General features: G+C 60.9%; 18 protein-coding genes. 16 read left to right on the forward strand and 2 right to left on the reverse strand.

Annotation, left to right across the window (positions count from 1 at the left end; translation table 11 throughout):
• Positions 1-24: 24 nt before the first annotated feature.
• From DW754_RS00155 to ffh, 9 genes are all read left to right on the forward strand, one after another.
• Entirely contained in the window at positions 25-522 is a 498-nt protein-coding gene (locus DW754_RS00155) for an ATPase (protein ID WP_040358176.1), read from the forward strand.
• Entirely contained in the window at positions 522-1,076 is a 555-nt protein-coding gene (locus DW754_RS00160) for a DUF177 domain-containing protein (protein WP_055309521.1), read from the forward strand. The genes DW754_RS00155 and DW754_RS00160 overlap by 1 nt, the downstream gene beginning before the upstream one ends.
• A 64-nt stretch (positions 1,077-1,140) precedes the next feature.
• Positions 1,141-1,320 carry a 50S ribosomal protein L32 gene (rpmF, locus tag DW754_RS00165; protein ID WP_022094017.1) on the forward strand — a complete coding sequence of 60 codons (180 nt, stop codon included), beginning with the start codon at positions 1,141-1,143 and terminating at the stop codon, positions 1,318-1,320.
• A gap of 87 nt (positions 1,321-1,407) precedes the next feature.
• A complete protein-coding gene (plsX, locus tag DW754_RS00170; RefSeq protein ID WP_117758163.1) occupies positions 1,408-2,427 on the forward strand; it encodes a phosphate acyltransferase PlsX in 1,020 nt (339 codons plus the stop codon).
• Between the two features lie 124 nt (positions 2,428-2,551).
• Complete coding sequence (locus DW754_RS00175) at positions 2,552-2,794, forward strand: acyl carrier protein (protein ID WP_055309519.1); 243 nt, start codon at positions 2,552-2,554, stop codon at positions 2,792-2,794.
• A gap of 3 nt (positions 2,795-2,797) precedes the next feature.
• Positions 2,798-3,523 (forward strand): ribonuclease III, encoded by a 726-nt coding sequence (gene rnc, locus DW754_RS00180; protein ID WP_089571704.1) that lies wholly within the window; start codon positions 2,798-2,800, stop codon positions 3,521-3,523.
• Positions 3,524-3,533: 10 nt separating this feature from the next.
• On the forward strand, positions 3,534-7,070 hold the full coding sequence (gene smc, locus DW754_RS00185) for a chromosome segregation protein SMC (protein WP_117758162.1): 3,537 nt from the start codon (positions 3,534-3,536) through the stop codon (positions 7,068-7,070).
• Positions 7,070-7,987, forward strand: coding sequence for a signal recognition particle-docking protein FtsY (ftsY, locus tag DW754_RS00190; protein ID WP_117758161.1), 918 nt, complete (start codon positions 7,070-7,072; stop codon positions 7,985-7,987). The genes smc and ftsY overlap by 1 nt, the downstream gene beginning before the upstream one ends.
• A 10-nt stretch (positions 7,988-7,997) precedes the next feature.
• Positions 7,998-9,473 (forward strand): signal recognition particle protein, encoded by a 1,476-nt coding sequence (gene ffh, locus DW754_RS00195; RefSeq protein ID WP_117655405.1) that lies wholly within the window; start codon positions 7,998-8,000, stop codon positions 9,471-9,473.
• Positions 9,474-9,593: 120 nt separating this feature from the next.
• Here the strand turns inward: ffh and DW754_RS00200 are convergent, their stop codons facing one another.
• On the reverse strand, positions 9,594-10,358 hold the full coding sequence (locus DW754_RS00200; protein WP_117655406.1) for a DUF134 domain-containing protein: 765 nt from the start codon (positions 10,356-10,358) through the stop codon (positions 9,594-9,596).
• Between the two features lie 223 nt (positions 10,359-10,581).
• Between DW754_RS00200 and thyA the strand changes: the two genes are divergently transcribed.
• From thyA to DW754_RS00220, 4 genes are all read left to right on the forward strand, one after another.
• Positions 10,582-11,430, forward strand: coding sequence for a thymidylate synthase (gene thyA, locus DW754_RS00205; RefSeq protein ID WP_117758160.1), 849 nt, complete (start codon positions 10,582-10,584; stop codon positions 11,428-11,430).
• A gap of 9 nt (positions 11,431-11,439) precedes the next feature.
• Complete coding sequence (locus DW754_RS00210; RefSeq protein WP_117758159.1) at positions 11,440-11,958, forward strand: dihydrofolate reductase; 519 nt, start codon at positions 11,440-11,442, stop codon at positions 11,956-11,958.
• Positions 11,959-12,067: 109 nt separating this feature from the next.
• Complete coding sequence (locus DW754_RS00215) at positions 12,068-12,982, forward strand: RNA methyltransferase (protein WP_117758158.1); 915 nt, start codon at positions 12,068-12,070, stop codon at positions 12,980-12,982.
• A 125-nt stretch (positions 12,983-13,107) separates the two neighbouring features.
• Positions 13,108-14,457, forward strand: a complete 1,350-nt coding sequence (locus DW754_RS00220) for an MATE family efflux transporter (protein WP_117564142.1) — start codon at positions 13,108-13,110, stop codon at positions 14,455-14,457.
• 85 nt (positions 14,458-14,542) lie between these two features.
• On the opposite strand, the gene DW754_RS00225 is transcribed toward DW754_RS00220, so the two are convergent.
• Positions 14,543-15,028, reverse strand: coding sequence for a cob(I)yrinic acid a,c-diamide adenosyltransferase (locus tag DW754_RS00225; protein ID WP_117758157.1), 486 nt, complete (start codon positions 15,026-15,028; stop codon positions 14,543-14,545).
• A gap of 92 nt (positions 15,029-15,120) precedes the next feature.
• On the opposite strand from DW754_RS00225, the gene ftsH reads away from it, so the two are divergent.
• The 3 genes from ftsH to DW754_RS00245 all read left to right on the forward strand — a co-directional run bounded on the left by ftsH (position 15,121) and on the right by DW754_RS00245 (position 17,986).
• Positions 15,121-17,013 (forward strand): ATP-dependent zinc metalloprotease FtsH, encoded by a 1,893-nt coding sequence (gene ftsH, locus DW754_RS00230; protein ID WP_199411423.1) that lies wholly within the window; start codon positions 15,121-15,123, stop codon positions 17,011-17,013.
• A 76-nt stretch (positions 17,014-17,089) separates the two neighbouring features.
• On the forward strand, positions 17,090-17,551 hold the full coding sequence (locus DW754_RS00235) for a DUF523 domain-containing protein (RefSeq protein ID WP_117758155.1): 462 nt from the start codon (positions 17,090-17,092) through the stop codon (positions 17,549-17,551).
• A gap of 246 nt (positions 17,552-17,797) precedes the next feature.
• Positions 17,798-17,986: an IS3 family transposase gene (locus DW754_RS00245; protein ID WP_099431656.1), complete on the forward strand. Its 189-nt coding sequence runs from the start codon at positions 17,798-17,800 to the stop codon at positions 17,984-17,986.
• The last annotated feature ends 9 nt before the right edge of the window (positions 17,987-17,995 follow it).

Below are 17,995 nucleotides of genomic sequence, written 5' to 3' on the forward strand. Positions count from 1 at the left end.
ATGTTACCTATGAAAGGAGACCGGATGCCGGGCGAGAATTTTCCTGGCGATAGGATCGTCAGCTTGGTCGATGAGCTCGAAGGGCTGATCGAGGAAGCCAAGCCGCCTTTCGGCAAGAACGCTCAGTTCAAGGTCATCGACGCCGACGTGTTCTTCAACATCCTCGACGAGATCCGCATGAGCTATCCCGAGGAGTGGCAGAAGTCCCGCCGTATCCTTAAGGAGCGCGAGGAGCTTATGGCTTCCGCCGCCGCCCAGGCCGATTCCATCATCGCCGACGCTCAGCAGCAGGCCCTCACCATTGCCGGTGAGCAGGAGATCGTCCGCTTAGCGCAGCAGCAGGCCGACGACATCCGTGATCGTGCCCAGCAGTACGAGCGCGAGACGCGTTATGCTGCCGAGGACTACGCAGAGCAGGTCTTTACGCACCTGGAGGAGAACCTCAAGAGCCTGACCGGCACCGTTACCCGTTGCCGTCAGCAGCTCAACGAGGGTGCCGCCCAGCAGAATGGTCAGTGGTAATGGCTGAGTTCCCGAGCGTTACCGTCGATCTTTCTGAGCAGCTCGAGTTTCCTGGAGATTCGTATCCGCTGACCGGTAAGGTCGATGTCGCCACCTACACGGTGGGCGAGAAGGAGTACCAGCTACAGGACGGCATCGACTACGACGTTGTCTTTACCAATGCCGGTACCGGTGTCTTGCTCACGGGCATGGTCCGCGCGCACGCCACCGGCGAGTGCGACCGTTGCCTGGAGCCCGCCTCGTTTGATATCGCCGGCGAGATCGAGGAGTTCTACCTCTTTGAGGAGCCCGAGGATCCCGAGGCCTACGAGGACGGCTACGAGCTCCTGGGTGAGGACCGCATCGTCGATCTGGGTGAGCCCATCAATGACGCGGTCGTTATGGACACGCCGTTTGTGGTGCTCTGCAAGCCCGATTGCCGCGGTCTGTGTCCCACTTGCGGTTGCAATCTCAACGTCGAGCAATGCGATTGCGCCGCCCAGGCAGAGGCAGAATGGGCTGCTGCCACGGAAAATCCATTTGCAGCATTGAAGAATCTCAAGCTCGATGAGTAAAACTGTGGTAGTATCGCTACTTGCGCGTAATCGCCACACTGGATAGTTCATAAGGAAGGTCACTATGCCCGTACCTAAACAAAAGCAGGGTCGTATCCGCACTCACACCCGTCGTTCCGCCAACATGAAGATCTCGGCTGCGGCTCAGTCCACGTGCCCCCGTTGCGGCGCTGTCAAGCTTCCGCACCACGTGTGCCCCAGCTGCGGTTTCTACAAGGACCGCGAGGTTATCGTTACCGAGTAACGGTATACTCTGGATGCGATGCCGTTCCAAATGGAACCACAATGGCCGGCTCAATGAGTCGGCCATTTTTGTATAAGGAGCATGTATATGAGTAACGTTCGCGTTTGTGTAGACGTTGTGGGCGGAGACGAGAAACCTCAGGTTGTTCTCGATGGTATCGAGGCTGCGCTTGCCGCCGATCCCGATATCGAGGTCTTGGCAGCTGGCCCCTCTGAAATCGTCAATCCCTTTGCTGCTTCCCATGCACGTGTTGAGGCCCTTGAGGCACCCGACGTTATCGCCATGGATGACGATCCTATTCGCGCCGTGATGACCAAGCGCAAGTCCTCGATCGTGCTTGCCTGCCGCGCCATCAAAAAGGGCAACGCGGACGCGTTCTTCTCCGCCGGCTCCACCGGCGCCATGACCGCCGCTGCTACCGCATACGTGACGCCGTTTAGGTATCAGGCCGAAGGCAAGAAGCAGCCGGTGCGCCCCTGTCTGACCAATGCGTTGCCCAATCGCGCCGGCGGTCTGACGGTGCTGTGCGATATGGGCGCCAACCCCGATGTCGAGGTCGATGACATGGTGCGTTTTGCCCAGATGGGTAGCGCCTATGCCCGCGTCGTCCTGGGCATCGAACATCCTCGCGTGGGCCTGCTTGGTAACGGCACCGAGGACGAGAAGGGTTCTAACTTTACCAAGGCCTGCTTCCCTGCTATGAAGGCCGCAGTTCCGGGCTTTGTGGGCAACTGCGAAGGCACCGACCTCACCTCGGGCAATTTCGATGTCGTTGTTGCCGACGGCATGTCGGGCAATATCGCTCTCAAGGCTACCGAGGGCGCTGCCAAGTTTTTGCTGCAGGAGCTCAAGGGCGCCTTTATGGCCTCGCTCGGCACCAAGATCGCCGCGCTGCTCATCAAAAAGCAGATGCGCGAGATTAAGGCCAAGCTCTCTGGTGATGCCAAGGGCGGCGCGATTCTTTTGGGCCTGCGTGGCGTGGTCCTGATCGGCCATGGCGCCACCTCGGTCGAGGCTGTTAAAAACGGTACGCTTGCGGCGGCCGAAGCCGTGCGCGCGGGGCTGGTCGAGAACGTCGCCAACTCCATGGACGGCATCGTTTTGTAAGAGCGAGTTAGAGCGCTGTTATGTGCCTCGCGGCCTGCTTCGTGGGGTAGAATCAGAACCGTGTCTTGGTACCGCCCGGGCGGTACCATTCTTTTGGTATTCATGCACTATGAGAGGAAGCGCTATGGACCGCTCCGAAATCTTCGACAAGATCGCCGAGGTCGCTGCTGACGTTCTGGGCGTCGATGTTGCCGAAATTAGCGATGAGACCACCTTTGACGACCTCGATGCCAACTCGCTCGAGCGCCTGCAACTGGTTACGGCTATCGAGGACGAGTTCAATCTCGAGATCGATGACGAGACCCTGCTCTCGCTCAACTCTGTCGCCGACGCCGTCGACGCGATCGAAAACGCCAGGGAGGCTTAGGTCTTGGCTTTATCCGAACGACTTACGCGCGCCCAGGAGATTCTGGGCCACGAGTTCAATGACAAGGTGCTGCTGCGCGCGGCCCTTACGCATCCTTCGGCCGTCGAAGGCCAGCCAGTCTCGGCAAGCTACGAGCGCCTTGAGTTCTTGGGTGATTCCATTTTGGGCGCCGTTGTTGCACGCTCCCTGTTTGTGTCCTATCCGGAGTTTGACGAGGGCAAGCTCACGCGCCTGAAGGTGTCCCTTGTCTCGGGCGCCACGCTGTCCGAGGTGTCGCACGAGCTGGGTATCGATGACATCATCATCTTTGGTGCCTCCGAGACCGGTACCGGCGCGCGCGGCCTGCACTCGGCGCTCGAGAACGTCTACGAGTCGCTCGTGGGCGCGCTGTATCTGGACGCCGGCTGGGATGCCGCGGCGGAGTTTATCCACCGTACGCTTAAGCCACATTTGGCATCCGAGCGTGCCGAGCACCCTGCGAACCCCAAGTCGTATTTGCAGGAGTGCGTGCAGGCCGACGGCCACGAGCCTCCCGCGTACAAGCTGGTCGGCTCCGAGGGCCCTGCGCATGCGCCCACCTTTACCGCCGTGGTGTTGATCGATGGTATTCGCCAGGGTCGCGGCTCCGGCTCCTCAAAGAAGGAAGCCGAGGGAGCCGCTGCACTCGAGGCACTTGACCGCATGGGCTACACCACCAACGGCGTGATTCTCAACAAGAAGCCTGTTTAAGCGAGGAACCGTGTATCTCAAGTCCCTCACGCTCAAAGGGTTCAAGTCGTTTGCCGACCGCGCCCATATGACGTTTGAGCCGGGCCTGACCGTCATCGTCGGTCCCAACGGCTCGGGAAAATCGAACATCTCTGACTCGATTCTGTGGGTCCTGGGCGAGCAGAGCGCCAAGCAGCTGCGCGGCCAGGCCATGGAGGATGTCATCTTCTCGGGCTCGTCAGCGCGCAAGCCGGTGGGTGTCGCCGAGGTCACGCTGGTGCTCGATAACTCGGACCATATGCTGCCCGTCGACTTTGACGAGGTCGCCATCACCCGTCGTATGTATCGCTCGGGCGAAAGCGAGTACCTCATCAACTCGAGTCCGTGCCGCCTGATGGACATTCAGGACATCCTGCACGATTCGGGCTTGGGCAAGGATACGCATTCCATCATCAGCCAGGGCAAGCTCGACGCCATTTTGCAGAGCCGCCCCGAGGAGCGCCGCGCCCTCATCGAGGAGGCCGCCGGCATTTCCAAGCACAAACGCCGCAAGGAGCGTGCGCTCAAAAAGATTAAGTCGATGGACGAGCACCTGACGCGTGCCCGCGACATCAATAAGGAAATCGCCCGTCAGCTGCGACCGCTGGAGCGTCAGGTCGATCGTGCGCGCAAGTACAAAGAGCTGTCCTCGCGCGCGAACGAGCTTACGCAGATGCTAGCCGTCGACGAGCTGCGTTCGCTGCAGTCGCAGTGGAACGACTTGGAGAGCCGCTCCAAGGAAGGTGCCGCCGAGCTGGAGCTTGCGCAGTACCGCTTGGGCGAAAAGGAACGCGAGCTCGAGAAGCTCCAGGTCATGCTCGAGGAAAAGGGCCTGTTTGTGGGCGATCTGGGCGAGCAGCGCCGCCATATGCAAGACGTGGTCGGCCGCATTAACTCCGATATGCGCCTGCTCGAGGAAAAGGGCCACAACATGGTGTCGCGCCTGTCCGACATGCGCGGCCAGATCTCGAGCTCCGAGCATCAGCGTCGTCGCGTGGTAGAGGAGCTCGAGGACGCGCGTGCGCAGCTTGAGGAAGTGACCGGCGCGCACATGCAGGCCCAGGAGGACGTTGACGCCGCTGGTCCTGCCGCCGCTCAGCTCCACGAGCGGCGCGTGGCGCTCGACAATCAGATTTCGCAGCTTGCGCGTGAGCAACGCGATGTGCAGCGTGTGGCCGATAACGCGGCGCTCGAACTCGCCAAGGTGAAGGACTCGCTGAGCAACGCCGAGGTCGAGGACAACATGTACGCCTCACGCCTGGAGCAGATCGACGAGCAGCTCGAGGAAGTCACGGCCTCACTCGAGAGCCGTCGCGACCGCGCCGAGGAGCTCGACAGTGCACTTGATCAGGCCCGTCAAGCCCAGATTGATGCTCGCGAGGCTACCGAGGTCGCCCGTGCAGCCCTTAAGGACCTGCGTGCCCGCGAGAGCGAGGCGCGCAACAAACTGTCCGAGGTGCGCTCGGAGCTTGCCAGCCAAAAGAAGCTCGATGCCCGCATGGCTGACAGCTCGCCGCTGGTGAGCCGTCTGATGGGTGCGCTGGGCGACGATGTCTCGGGTCGTCTGGGCGACGTGCTCGAGGCCCCGCGTGAGCTTGAGGGCCTGGTTGAGCAATTGCTCGCCGGCGATATCGATGCGCTGCTGTTCGACGATGCGTCCGCGCTTGAGCGTGCCGGTCGTGCCGCTCTGGACCAGAAGAAGGCCTCGGGCGAGGCGCTGCTGGTCGCGCGCGGTGTGAGCGCCTCTGCTGCCGCTAAGGCCGCTGCCGGTTCCCGCCTGGTCGATCGCCTGTCCGTACGCGCCGGCTATGGCCCGGTTGTCGAGGCCCTTCTCGGCGGCTATTACGTTGTCGACGACTTGGCGGCTGCGCTGGCCGCGCCTGTCGTTGACGGCGTGACTTACGTGACCCCCGATGGCGCCCGCGTCGCCTGCGGCGGCCTGGTGCGTGTGGGGCTCGACGCCGGCGAGGCTTCGGGTGCTTTGGAGCGCAAGCGTCGCATCCGTGAGCTCGAGGGCCTGGAACCCGATCTGGCTGCTGTGTTTGAGCATGTGTCGGATCAGGTCGTCGAGGCCAATGCGGCCGTCGAAGAGGCGCGTGCCGCTGAGGGCGATGCCGCCGGCGAGATCGCCCGTCTTGAGGGCGAGCGCCGCTCGCTGCTCTCCGAGATTGGCCGCCTGGAGCAAAGCGCCAACAACGCCGAGGTCGAGCGCGTGCGCATCTCCAAGCGCCGCGAGCAGGCCGCCGAGGCCGTTCGCGCTGCGCGCCCGCGCGTGGACGAGCTCACCCGCTCGCGTGACGAGGCCCGAGCGCAGGCAAGCGATCTTGGCCTTCAGATTGCCGAAGCCAACGACGAACTCGACCGCGTTCGCCGTGACGATTCCGAGGCCGCCGGCAAGCTCGCCGATGCCAAGGTCCGCCTGGCCCAGACGAGCGAGCGCCTTCGTTCTCTGAAAGGCCGAGTACCCGATCTGGAGCATCGCCTGGAGGGCATCGACCGCCGTATCCGCGGAACACGCCAGGCCTCGCGCTCACTCGAGCTGCTGCGCCTGCGCGTCGATCCCATGCACGAGCGCTATTCGGCCCTGCTGGAGCGCGCGTCGGATTGGGCAGCGCGTCTGCGTGACCAGGCCTCTCTGGAGGAGGCGGACTCCGCTTCGCTCAAGAAGACCATCGAGGATGCCAAGGCAGAGGTTGCCCGCGCTAAGGAGAAGGTCGATACCGCCACCGCCACGCAAAACGAGTTTAAGGTCGCGCGTGGCAAGCTCGAGGTGCAGGTAGAGGCCGCCATTAAGGCCATTACCGCCGATGGCAACACGGTACTCGAGGAAGCGCTTATGCTTCCTGCGCCCACGGACCGCGATGCCGCCGAGCGCGAGCTCAACCAGCTTGTGCGCCAGATCAACAACCTTGGTCCCGTGAACCAAGTTGCCATGGAGGAATACGAGCAGCTCAAGCGCCGCGCTGACTACATCGAGGAGCAGCTGGCCGATCTGGAGAGCGCGCGTAAGGCGCTCACCAAGATCACGGTGGCTATTGATCGCAAGATGCGCAAGGCGTTCCTTGTGACGTTTGAGAAGGTCGACGCGAACTTCCGCGAGATCTTCGCTATGCTGTTCCCGGGTGGCCAGGCTCATCTGGAGATGACCGATCCCGAGCATCCGGCCGAGACGGGTATCGAGGTCGTGGCGCAGCCGCGCGGCAAGCGCATCACCAAGATGATGCTCATGTCGGGTGGCGAGAAGAGCCTGACGGCGCTCGCCCTGCTCTTTGCCGTGTATCGCACGCGCACGGTGCCGTTCTATGTGCTGGACGAGGTCGAGGCCGCGCTCGACGACGCCAACCTGTCCAAGCTCATCGGCGCGCTCGACGTGTTGCGTTCCGATACGCAGCTCTTGGTCATTTCGCATCAGCGCCGTACTATGGAGGACGCTGACGTTCTCTATGGCGTCTCGATGCAAGCCGACGGCGTCAGCCGCGTCGTCTCGCAAAAACTCGATCGCGAAACCGGAAAGGTCGTGAATGCATAATGGGATTCTTTGACGCTCTCTCGCGCGGACTTGAGCGCAGCCGCGAGGCCCTCAACGAGGTCTTCTACTTTGGCGGCGAGGTCGACGAGGACTTTTGGGAGGACCTTGAGGACACCCTCGTTATGGGTGACATGGGTGCCGAGGTCGCCATTCAGGTCTCCGATGACCTGCGCGATGCCGCAGCCAAGAAGAACCTCAAGACCGCCCCGCAGCTCCGTCGCGCCCTGGCTGAGCAGCTCGAGCAGCATTTTGTGCCCGCCGAGCGCGATCCGTTCGCCGACACGCCGAGCTGCGTGCTGTTTGTGGGCATTAATGGTGCCGGCAAAACTACGACGGTCGGCAAGATCGCGAGCGCCATGGCTGCCCGCGGCAAGAATGTCATGATCGGCTCGGCCGATACCTTCCGCGCCGCCGCCATCGAGCAGCTCGATGTGTGGGGCCAGCGCGCCGGCGTCCCCGTCATCAAGCGCGACCGCGGCTCCGACCCGGCAAGCGTTTGCTACGACGTGCTCGACGAGGCCGACAAGCGCGGCAGCGACCTGGTGCTTATCGATACTGCTGGCCGTCTGCACACGAGCCCCGAGCTCATGCGCGAGCTTGCCAAGGTGGTCAACGTGACGCGTAAGCGCGCCACCAATATGGCCGCCGGCCCCATGCCCGTCTCGGTCGTCCTCGTGATCGATGCCGCAACGGGCCAAAACGGCCTGAACCAGGCGCTCGAGTTTAATGAGGCGCTTGGCCTGGACGGTATTATCATGACAAAGCTCGACGGCACGGCTAAGGGCGGCATCGCCATGGCCGTGGCCGAGAAGCTCAAGCTCCCGATCCTTCGCATCGGCGTGGGCGAGCAGGTCGATGACCTGCAGGAGTTTAACGCCAAAGATTTCTGCCGCGCCCTGGTGGGCGAGTCCAATTAAGGAGTGACTAGTGTTTGATTCTCTGAGCGATCGCCTCAACGACACATTTGACCGCCTGCGCGGCAAGGGTAAGCTGACCGAGGCCGACATCACCTCGGCCATGCGCGATATTCGCATGGCGCTGCTCGAAGCCGACGTCAACTTTAAGGTTGTCAAGGAGTTCGTCGCCAAGACCAAGGAGCGCTGCATGACCGCAGAGGTCATGGAGTCGCTGTCGCCGGCGCAAAACGTCGTCAAGATCGTGCTCGACGAGCTCACCGAGATGCTCGGCTCCACCGAGAGTAAGCTCGTCTTTAGCAACCGTATCCCCAACGTCATCATGCTCGTGGGCCTGCAGGGCTCCGGTAAGACCACGGCGGCCGTAAAGCTGGCCTACCTGCTCAAGAAGCAGGGCCGCTCGCCGCTGCTCGCCGCGTGCGACGTCTACCGTCCCGCTGCAGCCGACCAGCTAGCCACGCTTGGCGGAGAGATCGGCGTGCCGGTCTTCCGTGGCGACGGTGCACACCCGGTCGACATCGCCAAGGGCGCTATTCAGGAGGCCGTCGATCACCTGCGTGACGTGGTCATCGTCGATACCGCCGGTCGTTTGCAGATCGACGAGCAGATGATGCAGGAAGCCGTGGACATCAAGAAGGCCGTCAAGCCCGATCAGGTGCTGATGGTCGTCGATGCCATGACCGGCCAGGATATCGTCAACGTCGTCTCGACCTTCGCCGAGCGCACCGACTTTGACGGCGTGATCATCTCCAAGCTCGACGGCGATGCCCGTGGTGGCGGCGCGCTTTCCGTGCGCCAGGTGACCGGCAAGCCCATCAAGTTCGTGAGCATGGGCGAGAAGCCCGATTCGCTGGAGCCGTTCTACCCCGACCGTATGGCCAAGCGAATCTTGGGCATGGGCGACGTCGTCGGCATCATCGAGAAGGCCCAGGAGGCCGCCGATGCCGAGCAGCTCGAGGCCGCCGAGCGCATGCTGCGCGAGGGCTTTACCATGAACGACATGCTCGACCAGATGAAAGCCGTTAAGAAGATGGGCGGCATGAAGGGCATTCTCGGCATGCTCCCCGGTGGCCAGCGCGCGCTCAACCAGATGGGCGGCAACCTGGACGAGGGCATCTTCGACAAGAACGAGGCCATCATTATGTCGATGACCAAGGAGGAACGCCTGCGCCCCTCCATCATCAACGGCCAGCGCCGCGCCCGCATTGCTAAGGGAGCCGGCGTAACCCCCACCGAGGTCAACGGCCTTATGAAGCAGTGGGGCGAGATGAATAAGATGATGGGCCGCATGCGCACGATGGCCAATCAGGCACAGGCCGGCGGCAAAAAGGGCAAAAAGGGTAAGAAGGGCAAGAAGATGCGCATGCCCAATATCCCCGGCCTGGATGCTATGGGTCTGGGCGGCATGGGCGGCTTGGGAATGGGCGGTCCCAAGTCCGATATGGAGCTGCTGCGCCAGATGGAAGCGCAGATGCGCAATAAGAAATAGAGCTGTAATTCCATCTTGATATGGCAAAGGCCGCTCGGAAGCTACCGGGTGGCCTTTGCTGTTGGCTTTGTTTGTTGGGTTGCGTTTGGCGTCGCGCCCCGAGCTCGCGGTGCCGTGCCGTTAGTGGCAGCCGCAGCCCTCGTGGCCCTCGTGCTCGTGATGGCCGTGGCAGCCGCAGGAATCGCCATGCTCGTGAGTGTGCTCGTGGTCGTGGCCGTGGCAGCCGCACGTGGCCTCGCCGTTCTGTGCGAGCGTGCCGGCGATAAGGGCCTCGACGCAAGCGTCGCAGCTGCCTTGGGCACCCGCGTATACCGTGATGCCGGCTTGGGCAAGCGCGTTGATAGCGCCACCGCCGATGCCGCCGCAGATGAGCGTGTCCACGCCGCCGTTGGCGAGCAGGCCCGCAAGGGCACCGTGGCCGGTGCCGCCGGTGCCCACGACCTGCTCGCTGAGCACCTTGCCGTCCTGAATGTCGTAGATCTTGAACTGCTCGCTGCGGCCAAAGTGCATAAAGATGTTGCCGTTGTCATACGTGGTTGCCACTCTCATGGTGCCGATCTCCTTTGCTGGCCATACGGCCGTCGTTGTGGTGATGGGGGAGTACGCGATATTGCCGCCCTCGATGATGAGCGCCCGACCATTGACCAGCGCATTTGCCACCTTGCGATGCGCTCGGCTGCAAATTGCCGCCACCGTGGCGCGCGCGATGCCCATGTGCTTTGCGACGGCCTCCTGATTGAGGCCTTCCAGGTCGCATAGCCGCAGGACCTCGAGTTCGTCGACCGTCATGTCGATGGCCTCTCCGCTGGCAAGGCCATCGGGGGTAAAACCGCGATATTCGGGGATGATCCCGACGCGGCGCAATTTTTCACGTCTTCCTGCCATACACTCTCCATATCTGACATATGTCAACAATAGAATAACGCGTGTGCGCCGCAGAGCAAGGAACTATTGGCATATGTCAGAAAAAGCAAAGGTGTTTCGTTGGCGTAGGCGGTGCGGTGCGGTGCTGCCGTGCATTGCGTGTGCCGGCCCAAGTGTCCAATCCGACACTCGCGCGCCTGGGCTAGAATAAAAAATAGCCTATAGGCGACTGACAGGAGGGTCAATGAGCAAAGCTGATCAACAGTTTGTAACCATGTGCCGCGATATCTTGTACCATGGCACCACGACCGAGGGCCAAAAGGTCCGCCCGGTGTGGGAGGACGGCACCCCTGCCTATACGATTAAAAACTTTGGCGTTACGGCACGCTACGACCTGCGCGAGGAGTTCCCGGCGCTCACCCTGCGTCGTACGGCCCTCAAATCTGCCATGGATGAGATCCTGTGGATTTATCAAAAGAAGTCCAATAACGTGCATGACCTCAACAGCCATATTTGGGATGAGTGGGCCGACGAGACCGGCTCCATCGGCAAGGCCTACGGGTACCAGATTGGTCAGAAGAGCCATTACGCCGAGGGCGATTTCGACCAGATGGACCGCGTGCTGTACGACCTCAAACACACGCCGTATAGCCGTCGCATTATGACGAATACCTACGTGTTTAGCGACCTGTCCGAGATGCACCTGTATCCGTGCGCCTACAGCGTGACCTATAACGTCACGCAGCGCCCGCAGGATGACAAACCGACGCTCAACATGATTCTCAACCAGCGCAGCCAGGATATTTTGGCTGCGAACAACTGGAATGTGTGCCAGTACGCCATTTTGCTGATGATGGTCGCGCAGTCGGTCGATATGATTCCCGGCGAGCTGCTGCATGTGATTGCCGATGCCCACATTTACGACCGTCATGTCGATATCGTTCGCGAGCTTATTGAGCGTCCGCAGTTTGCTGCGCCCAAGGTAACGCTCAACCCCGATGTGCATGACTTCTATGCGTTTACGACCGATGATCTGATCGTCGAGGGCTATGAGCACGGCCCTCAGGTCAAGAACATCCCCATTGCGGTGTAGGTGACGCGCATGACGTGTAAGCTTTCTGCCATTGTCGCCGTGTGTGACGACTGGGGCATTGGTTGCGAGGGCGACATGGTGGTGTCCAATCGCTCCGATATGCGCCATTTTGTGGCGTGCACCAAAGGCTGTCCGGTCATTATGGGACGCAAGACGCTGCTGAGTTTTCCCGGCGGGCGCCCGCTTAAGAATCGACGCAATATCGTGCTCACGCGCGATGGGGACTTTGCTCCCATGGGCGTCGACGTGGTGCATAGCATCGACGAAGCGCTCGCCGCGGTAGCCGATGAGCCCGTTGCGTGGGTGATCGGTGGCGGCGAGGTGTATCGGCAGTTTTTGCCGTATTGCGCCGAGGCCGAGGTTACGCATAACCATTGCGTGCATGACGTGGATACGTATTTTCCCGATCTGGATGCCGATCCCGCGTGGGAGATTGCGCGGCGTGGCGGTGTTGCCACGATTGCCTCGGGCGAGGACGACGAGGGTGTCGATTATGAGTTCGTAACGTATCGTCGCGTTGAGGCGTAAATCGTCCGGCGTGAACGGTATCATCGGATTGTTTGAATGCATGGGGCGGCGCTTAGCGTCGCCTCGTTTGGTATAGATGCGCTGTAAAGAAAGGTGCGGGCTGGCTGCTATGACTGATGCCGTTGAGTTGCTGCGAATCGATTCGCTCGAGGACGAGCGGCTTGATGCCTACGTGCGACTGACCGAGCGTGAGCTGCGCTGCGTGCTGGAGCCGCAGAAGGGCATTTTTATCGCCGAGAGTGCCAAGGTCATCGAACGTGCGGTTCGCGCCGGATACGAGCCGGTGAGCTTTCTTTTGGGCGAGCGCTGGCTCGACCAGATGATGCCGCTGTTTGAGCGCCTGGCGGTACGCGAGGGCGCGGGTCCGGTTCCCGTGTTCGTTGCCTCGATGGAGCTTATGGAGCGGCTGACGGGTTTTAACGTGACGCGCGGTGCGCTCGCGGCATTTCGTCGCCCGCGACAGATTCCGGTTGATGAGTTCTTGGGCGGCGTCGTCGAGGCGGCGGGGGAGCGCCCGGTGCGCGTGTGCGTGCTCGAGGGCATTGTCGACCATACCAATGTGGGCGCAATATTCCGCTCGGCGGCCGCGCTCAACGTCGACGGCATTTTGGTCAGTCCTACGTGTTGTGATCCGCTGTATCGTCGTTCTGCCCGCGTGAGCATGGGCACGGTGTTCCAGGTGCCCTGGACACGCATTGGCAGCGAAGCGCGCGTATGGCCGCATGATGGGCTGGCGGCGCTACACGATGCCGGCTTTTCGTGTGCCGCTATGGCGTTGACGGATGATTCGGTGTCGCTGGACGATCCCGCGCTGCAGGAGATTGACCGCCTGGCAATCTTTATGGGCACCGAGGGTGCTGGCTTGGGCGCCAAGACCATTGCGGGCTGCGACCGCGCCGTGCGTATTCCGATGGCGCACGGGGTCGATTCGCTTAACGTGGCCGCGGCAAGTGCTGTCGCCTTTTGGCAGCTGTGCCCGCATGTGAGCAACGAGTACCACTACCAGCCGGGGCTGTATCACTAGGCAATTATTTCGCACTGGGCTCTGGTTCGGGGCGTTTCGGCCGATACCGGTCGGTGCTAAGCTGGTATTGGCTTTGGTCTTAAATTGCCGTTTTGTTGTTTGATGTACGCTGTTGGGGAGGGCGTGTGGCTAAGAAATCTACGGCTATCGATGTGACGCAGGGTGTCATTTGGCAGCAACTGCTTTCGCTGTGCGTCCCTATCTTCTTTAGCTCGTTTTTTCAGCAGGCTTACACGCTTATCGGTACCTATATCGTCGGTCAGTTTGGCGGCAAGCTCGCGCTGGGTGGCATTCAGGCCACGATGGTGCTCACCGAGCTCTGCATCGGCTTTTGCGTTGGCGTTGGCGCTGGCTGCGCGGTCATTACCGGTCAGTATTTTGGTCAGCACGATGATGAGCGATTGAGTCGTTCGGTCCATACGGCCATGACGCTCGCGCTGGTGGGCGGTATCGTTTTCTCGATTCTTGGCATAGTGTTCGTTGAGCCCATGCTGGTACTTATGAACACGCCGCATGAACTATTGGCCGAGGGCGTGGCCTATGCTCGTTGCTATTTTGCCGCCATGGTTGCGGCGCTGCTGCTCAATATGGGAACGGCGCTGCTGCGCGCCGTGGGCGACACACGCGGTCCTGCTGTGATCATTGCTTCCGGCTGCCTTGTTAATGCGGTGCTGGATGTCATCTTCGTTGCCGTGCTTCATATGGAGGCTCTGGGCTGCGGCATCGCGGTGGCGCTGACCATTTGCTCCAACGCCACGATGATCGTGATTCGTATGATGCACGCTCCGGGTGCGTGGCGGCTTTCACTGTCCAAACTCTGCATTGATCCTGGCATTTGTAAGAGCATGATCTCGTGTGGTCTGCCGCTTGGCTTTCAGTCTGCTGCGTATTCGATTTCCAACGTTTTGATTCAGGTGTCGGTCAACTCGTTTGGTGCCGATGTCACCACGGCGTGGGGTCTTTCGGGCCGTTTGGATGGCATTGTCTGGATGGTTACCGAGGCGCTTGGCGTTTCGATCACCACGTTCTCGGCACAGAACTTTGGCGCGCGCAACTACGAGCGCATGCGCAAGGGCTACCATACGTCGCTTGTGCTGTCGTTTATGCTCATTGGTGGCCTGTCTGCCGTGCTACTGGTGTTCTCGGGTCCGTTGTCGCGTCTGTTTGTCGACGATGCTTCGATTTCGGCCTACACCACGACGATTCTTCATTTCATCGCGCCGTTCTACGCGATCTTCTCGATTATCGAAAACGCGTCCGGCTCCATCCGCGGCGCTGGCGTGAGCTTCCAGCCTATGATGCTCACGATTTTTGGCACCGTCGTGCTCAGGGTGATCTGGGTGTTTGCGATTATGCCGTTCGATCCGTCGCTTGAGCATCTGCTGCTGGTTTACCCCGTAACCTGGCTCATCACGGCCACGATGTTTACCATCTACCACCACAGCGGCAACTGGCTCGGCCGCGCCACCGCCTAATGATCCGTAGGGGACGGAGGAAAACGGATCATTGACCTGGCGATAAGGCAAAATGATCCGTTTTCCTCCGTCCCCTTCGGATCATTTAGTATTCGATGCCTTGGCGGGCTAGGAGGCCTTCGTCGAAGTAGTGTTTTACGGGGCGCATTTCGGTGACCAGGTCCGCTAGATCGGCGAGCGGGAGAAGATCGCGGCCGGTGAGTACGAGCTCTGTGGTGGCGGGCTTTGTCGCAATGAGCGCCTCGACATCATCGCGCGTCACAAAGCCTCGGCGCATGGCCTCGCCGAGTTCGTCCAAAATCAGAACGTCGACCTGTGATATCTGCTCGCGTGCGAGCTCCATGATCTGCGCGGCGCAAGCCTCGGGCGTGTCGCGGTCGGCTTGTACGATGCGTAGCCCCAATCGAGGCGCTGCGTCATGTTCGGCGCAGTGCAGCTTCTTGGCAAACTGAAGCATGAGTACGTTAAGTCCATAGCCCGTGGCGCGCAGCGCGAGCCCCAGCGCAGCCGTCGTCTTGCCCTTGCCGTCGCCCGTATAGATTTGAACCTTGCCGACTTCCAGTGATGCCATCTCTGTCCTTTCGTGCCCGGCGTCGGTTTATCGTCGCTCGGGTTGGGTATTCTAGAAACCATTATCAACCCCAGTAGATGGAGTTCAAGCAGATGGAGATGGATGACAACAAACGTAGACGGAATATGATCCTCTACGTGCTCATCGCCTTCGTCGTCTACCTCGTGCTCTCGACCGTTCTGTTCCCCAACATCGGTCACACGCAGCAGATTACGAAGACCGATTACTCGACGTTTGTCAAAGCGCTCGATAAGAAGAGCGTCAACAAGGTCGAGTACAACACGGACGATTACACGATTTATTACACCAAGAAGGGCGAGGACGAGAACATCGCCTACAAGACGACCGGTTTGCCGAATGATGCGGGTTTTACCGATCGCGTGCTTGAATCCGGTGCGTCCCTGGAATCGGTCGTTCCCGACAAGAACTCGGGTTTGATGACCTACTACCTGCTCACCCTCATTCTTCCCATGGCGATTTTCTTCCTGATTGGCTGGTGGCTCAACCGACGCATGAAGAAGGCCATGGGTGATGACGGTCCGTCGATGAACTTTGGCGGCGGTGGTTTTGGCGGCGGTGGACTGGGCAAGTCCGGCGCGCGCGTGATCGCCTCCAAGGACGTGGGCGTGACCTTTAAGGATGTCGCCGGCCAGGAAGAGGCCAAGGAGTCCCTCAAGGAGGTCGTCGACTTTCTGGAGAAGCCGCAGCGCTACGAGGAGATCGGCGCCAAACTGCCACGCGGCGCTCTCCTTGTCGGCCCTCCGGGTACCGGTAAAACCCTGCTCGCCAAGGCTGTGGCCGGCGAGGCGGGCGTGCCGTTCTTTAGTATTTCTGGTTCTGAGTTTGTTGAGATGTTCGTTGGCCGCGGCGCCGCTAAGGTTCGCGATCTGTTTAAGCAGGCCAAGGAAAAGGCCCCGTGCATCGTGTTTATCGACGAGATCGATACCATCGGTAAGAAGCGCGATGGCGGCGGCTTTAGTGGCAACGACGAGCGCGAACAGACGCTCAACCAGCTGTTGACCGAGATGGACGGCTTCGATAACCACAAGGGTATCGTCGTTCTTGCTGCTACCAACCGTCCCGACAGCCTTGACCCGGCCCTGCTGCGCCCCGGTCGTTTTGACCGTCGCATCCCCGTTGAGCTGCCCGACCTGACCGGACGTAAGAACATCCTCGAGCTGCATGCAAAGAGCGTGAAGACGGAGCCGCCGATCGACCTGACCGCGATTGCCCGCGCCACGCCCGGTGCCTCGGGCGCCGACCTGGCCAACATCATCAACGAGGGCGCGCTGCGTGCCGTCCGCGAGGGTCGCAAGCGCGCGACTCAGGATGACTTTGAGGAGTCGGTGGAGGTCGTCATCGCCGGCCAGCAGCGTAAGTCCACGGTTCTGTCCGACCACGAGAAACAGGTCGTGTCCTATCACGAGATCGGCCATGCCATCGTTGCCGCCCGCCAGAAGGGTTCTGCGCCGGTTACCAAGATCACCATCGTGCCGCGTACGAGCGGTGCTCTGGGCTACACCATGCAGGTCGAGGAGGATGAGCGCTTCCTGACCACGCGCCAGGAAGTCCTGGACAAGCTCGCTGTCTATTGCGGTGGCCGTGCAGCCGAGGAGCTTATCTTTGGCGAGATGACGACCGGTGCCGCCAACGATATCGAGCAGGCCACCAAGCTCGCCCGCAACATGGTGACGCGCTTTGGCATGTCCGATGAGTTTGGCATGATGGCGCTTGGTACCGTTCAGAATGCGTACCTCAACCAGGATACGTCGCTCACCTGCGCCCCCGGTACGGCCGAACGCGTGGACGCGATCGTCGCCAAGCTGATCGAGGATGCGCACGACCGCGCTCTGCAGATCCTCAAGGAGAACAAGTTTAAGCTCCATGAGCTGGCTCGTTATCTGTACAAGAAGGAGACGATCACGGGCGAGGAGTTCATGAATCTCCTCACGCGCGAGAATCCGCTGATGCCAAAGCAGCAGTAATACTGGTTGCGCAGTGTCTATCGCCCCATTTGAGTGTCCATCTCAAATGGGGTGTTTTGCGTGGGGAGAGTTGAATATGAAAATCGTGGTAAGTGCCTGCTTGATGGGCGAGAGCTGCAAGTATAACGGGCTCGATAACTACCATCGCGAGCTGGTCGAAGCGTGCGAATGCACGGGGACCGAGGTACTCTTGGTGTGCCCTGAGGTCTTTGGCGGCCTGCCCACGCCGCGCAAGCCGTCCGAGATTGTGAACGGCGAGGTCCGTACCTGCGAGGGCATTTCGGTCGATCGCGAGTTTCGCCTGGGTGCCCAACGTGCGCTCGATATGTGCGAACAGGCGGGCGGCCCGTCCGAGATTGCTGCGTGCATTTTGCAGGATCGCAGTCCGTCGTGCGGCGTGGGCCATATCTACGACGGATCCTTCAGCGGCACGCTCACAACGGGTAACGGTGTCTTCGTTGACCTGCTCCTGCGCCACGGCTACCGCGTGATCCCGGCAAGCGAATTCGATCCCAGCATGCTGGAACATTGTCCATAGCACTCGAACCCAACACTTCCTCACGGGTGACCGTTTTGGCATCATCCGTGAAGTTGATATTGAGTACGACCCGGTCATCAAAGACGTAGACCGAGTTGACAGGCGCTGTACCCAGGCAGCCCCTCCCCGCGGCCCTCGCGCAGGAACGCGCACACGGCCTTCCCGTCTCTTGCGCCCCTCCTGGAACTGTCCACATCAGTGTAGCCAATTCAGTCCGCCAAGGGCTGAAGCCCGGACAACGCGGCGATGGAGGGCTTCTTCGGCCTGCTCAAGAAGGAGTTCTGGCACGGCAGGGACTGGTCGGACTGGACCCCCGCCCGCTTCATCGAGGAGCTCGGGGGCTGGATCGGTCGATACAATACGGAGAGGCGCAGCGATGCGCTCGGTGGCCGCACGCCGGCCGAGTTCCGCTCCGCGCTGGGAAGGGCCGCGTAACGGTCCAAG

Source organism: Collinsella sp. AM29-10AC (assembly GCF_003469085.1).
GTDB lineage: Bacteria > Actinomycetota > Coriobacteriia > Coriobacteriales > Coriobacteriaceae > Collinsella.